At 36.9% G+C, this 3,510-nt stretch carries 5 protein-coding genes; 4 read left to right on the forward strand and 1 reads right to left on the reverse strand.

The genetic code is table 11. The features are described 5' to 3' along the window. The first annotated feature begins 217 nt into the window (after window positions 1-217). From ACEN31_RS11260 to ACEN31_RS11270, 3 genes are read left to right on the forward strand one after another with little or no spacing between them, the layout of a single operon-like run. Window positions 218-592, forward strand: a complete 375-nt coding sequence (locus tag ACEN31_RS11260) for a CidA/LrgA family protein (protein WP_138404039.1) — start codon at window positions 218-220, stop codon at window positions 590-592. After that, window positions 589-1,293, forward strand: a complete 705-nt coding sequence (locus tag ACEN31_RS11265; protein ID WP_138404040.1) for an LrgB family protein — start codon at window positions 589-591, stop codon at window positions 1,291-1,293. The genes ACEN31_RS11260 and ACEN31_RS11265 overlap by 4 nt, the downstream gene beginning before the upstream one ends. Before the next feature lie 22 nt (window positions 1,294-1,315). Continuing rightward, window positions 1,316-2,425, forward strand: a complete 1,110-nt coding sequence (locus tag ACEN31_RS11270) for an alpha-hydroxy-acid oxidizing protein (RefSeq protein ID WP_138404041.1) — start codon at window positions 1,316-1,318, stop codon at window positions 2,423-2,425. 56 nt (window positions 2,426-2,481) lie between these two features. Here the strand turns inward: ACEN31_RS11270 and ACEN31_RS11275 are convergent, their stop codons facing one another. Continuing rightward, entirely contained in the window at window positions 2,482-2,976 is a 495-nt protein-coding gene (locus tag ACEN31_RS11275; RefSeq protein ID WP_138404042.1) for a cupin domain-containing protein, read from the reverse strand. Between the two features lie 89 nt (window positions 2,977-3,065). Between ACEN31_RS11275 and ACEN31_RS11280 the strand changes: the two genes are divergently transcribed. Then, window positions 3,066-3,410: a hypothetical protein gene (locus tag ACEN31_RS11280; protein WP_407109457.1), complete on the forward strand. Its 345-nt coding sequence runs from the start codon at window positions 3,066-3,068 to the stop codon at window positions 3,408-3,410. The last annotated feature ends 100 nt before the right edge of the window (window positions 3,411-3,510 follow it).

The raw sequence follows: 3,510 nt of genomic DNA on the forward strand, positions 1-3,510 counted from the left end.
GTGGTGAATTAACCATATCAGAAAGGGGGTCTTTTTTCATCACCTAATGGGTGATGAAGCAGATTACTTTAAAGACTATTAAATCAATGTTAGGAAAGACTATTAGTAAAACTATGAATTATTCAGGCTATATGGTATTATACAGTTATGAAACGCTTCCATATCATGTGGATTTTGCTCCATATTGATTATATCATAATTGAAAAGGATGACATACATGGATAAGTTAAAACAGTTATTTTGGCTACTTATTTTCTCATATATCGGGGAAATATTGTCGCTAGTTATTTCACCGTTTGTTGCAATTCCTGGTAGTGTTATCGGAATGGTCGTATTGTTCTTAGCTCTGCATTTCAATATTTTACCGATTGAAAAAGTAGAAGACGTTGGAACTTGGCTAACTGATAACATAGCTTTCTTATTTGTCCCAGCTGGGGTGGGATTAATGACTCAGTTCGAAGTACTGGGCGGGAACGTTTGGTGGCAGCTACTAATAATTTTATTTGTTACGACTGCATTAATGATGTGGTGTGTCGGTACAGTTGTTCAAAAACTGATCGACAAACGTCAGAATAAGGGGGCTAAAAAATGATAAGTACTTTAGTTGCAACACCATTTTTTGGTTTTATGGTTTCTATTGGCTTTTATTTACTTGGAAGTATTCTTTATAAGCGGATTAAATTTCCACTTTTTAATCCTTTAGTATTCGCTATCATATGTGTCATCATTATGTTACTTCTAACGAATGTGTCATATGAAACTTATAATGAGGGAGGAAGATATATAAGTATCTGGGTTACTCCAGCAACGGTTGCTTTAGCAATCAAGCTTGAGAAAAACTTCAAGTACTTAAAAGAGAATTACCCAGCAATCTTAACAGGGATTGTATCCGGTGTGGCATTCCATACTGTATTGATCATTCTATTTAGCTTGTTGTTCAGATTCGACTATCCATTAGCAGCGACATTCTTACCTAAATCGGTAACGACTGCGATTGCAATTGGTATATCTGAATCTGTTGGTGGATTAGTACCGTTAACTGTTGCGGTCGTAGTATTCACTGGTGTTGTGGGGGCTTTAATTGGACCTACTCTATTCAGAGTAGCCAATATTACTAACCCGGTTGCTCAAGGAATTGCTTTTGGTTCAAGTGCTCATGCAATGGGAACGTCAAAAGCTATTGAAGTTGGAGAAGTCCAAGGAGCAATGTCTGGTTTAGCAATTGTAGTTACGGGTATTGTTGTTGTTGTTATCGCACCAATTGGTGCACAAATTTTACAATTATTATTTTAATTAAGAAAAGGAGAATATAAACATGACTGAAGAAAACAAATATAATGCACCTCAAGAGGTAAAAGATTTAAATATTATCAATGCAATTGAATTAGAGGACTTTGCTAAAGAAATCGTTCCTCATGGCGGATTTGATTACATGGCTGGTGGATCTGGTGATGAGTTTACATTACGTCGTAACGTTTCAGCATTTAACCAAAAAGGAATCTTACCTCGTATGGCAGCTGACGTTGAATTCCCTGATACACAAACAAAAATCTTTGGCCATGACTTAAAAGTACCATTCATTATGGCTCCAATCGCTGCTCATGGTCTAGCTCACGAATCTAAAGAAGCTGGAACAGCTAAAGGGATTAGCGAATTTGGCGGAACAATTATGTCAATCAGTGCTTATTCAGGTGCTTCATTCGAAGAGATTGAAGAAGGCTTAGCTGGTAACCCACGTTGGTTCCAAATTTACATGAGTAAAGATGATAAATTAAACAAAAACATCTTAGACGAAGCTAAAGCAGATGGTGCTTCAGCAATCATCCTAACTGCAGATGCTACTGTAAGTGGTAACCGTGACCGCGATACTCGTAACGAATTCGTATACCCATTCGGTATGCCAATTGTTTCTCGTTACTTAACTGGTTCAGGGGAAAACATGTCTCTAAACAATATTTATGGACAATCTAAACAAAAAATCGATTTAAAAGATATCCAATTCATTAAACAATACTCTGGTCTACCAGTATTCTTAAAAGGTGTACAAACACCTGAAGACGCTATGGCAGCAATCGCTGTTGGTGTGGATGGAATCTGGGTTTCTAACCATGGTGGTCGTCAATTAGATGGCGCTCCTGCTTCGTTCGAAGTCTTAGAAGAAATCGCTGAAGTAGTTGCTGGTCGTGTGCCAATCGTATTCGATAGTGGAATCCGTCGTGGAGAGCACATCTTCAAAGCGCTAGCAAGTGGTGCTGATATCGTTGCCATCGGTCGTCCAGTATTATTCAGTTTAGCTTTAGGTGGATGGAAAGGCGTTAAGAGCGTATTCGAATACTTCGAAAACGACTTAAAACGTGTAATGCAACTTGCAGGAACACAAACAATCACTGACGTTAAAAATGCTCGCTTAAAAGATTTAAAATAATCACATAATGAAAGCCACACTAGAAAATTAAATCTAGTGTGGCTTATTTTTTATAATTATTTTTCTTCTGTAGTTAAGCGAGTAATAATTTCTTTATGTTCGGGGTATTGTTCTAACAATGCTTGTCGTTCAAATAATTCAAAGTCTTCAAATTTAAAGCCTGGGCTCACCATACAACCTACAAGCGAATAACCGTCTTTCTCCTCAACCGTCGATCCGAAGATTGTGTTTTTGGGTACGACCGCTTGAAGCACTTGCCCCTTCTCGATGTCCGTCCCTAAAGATACTTGTTGATACTCCCCTTCTGGGGTAATCATATGAATTGTTAATGGATTTCCGTAATGATAGTACCAAATCTCATCAGACGTTAACCGATGAAATCTAGACGGATTTGAATCGGTTAATAGAAAGTAAATACTTGTATAGAGTGCCGTCGGAGATTGATTCTCTCTTTCAAATGTTTCGTCTGACTTTAATACTTGATGAAAAAAGCCACCTTCAGGATGGGCTTCCATATTATAGTAATCAATCCATGTTTGTTTTTTCTGCATAATTTACTCCTTCTCAAGTTAGAATAATCGTTCTTTTTAGTATATCTTGTTACAATGAATGTATCAATGAAGAAAAGGAGCATGATACAATGGATATTAATGAGATGACAAGCGAAGCATTACTCCAAGACTCAAATGATACGGAATTAACGCAACACATTCGCGATTTAAGACGTTTAGCTGATGATGGCATGACTTTACTTGATGATAAGAAAAGACCAGATGCACGCCGTAATTTATCACTTTTAAAGGACATTATTATGAAAGAAGCACAGCAGCTTAAAGGCGCTGATAAAGCAAAAATTACTACTTTAGCCTCTAAATACATCGCGACAATTAAGAATCTGTCACAAACCCTTTCAAAGGATACAGAAGATTTTGATTTATATCAAACACTTAATCAAATTTGGTTCTTGAATTTTTGGTGTTGGTGAGAGAAATCTCACTGACACCTTTTTTTGTATGTACACAAAAGCCAGTGAATTCCTATATAATAAAGTTACCATACATTACTAAAAGGAGAATTCACTTGGC

It is taken from the genome of Ruoffia sp. FAM 26255, assembly GCF_045528525.1.
In the GTDB taxonomy this organism is placed as follows: domain Bacteria; phylum Bacillota; class Bacilli; order Lactobacillales; family Aerococcaceae; genus Ruoffia; species Ruoffia tabacinasalis.

Excerpts from the sequence above, each read along its gene's own strand:
- ACEN31_RS11260 (WP_138404039.1), top strand. The coding sequence starts at position 218 with ATGGATAAGTTAAAACAGTTATTTTGGCTACTTATTTTCTCATATATC.
- ACEN31_RS11265 (WP_138404040.1), top strand. The coding sequence starts at position 589 with ATGATAAGTACTTTAGTTGCAACACCATTTTTTGGTTTTATGGTTTCT.
- ACEN31_RS11270 (WP_138404041.1), top strand. The coding sequence starts at position 1,316 with ATGACTGAAGAAAACAAATATAATGCACCTCAAGAGGTAAAAGATTTA.
- ACEN31_RS11275 (WP_138404042.1), bottom strand. The coding sequence starts at position 2,976 with ATGCAGAAAAAACAAACATGGATTGATTACTATAATATGGAAGCCCAT.
- ACEN31_RS11280 (WP_407109457.1), top strand. The coding sequence starts at position 3,066 with ATGGATATTAATGAGATGACAAGCGAAGCATTACTCCAAGACTCAAAT.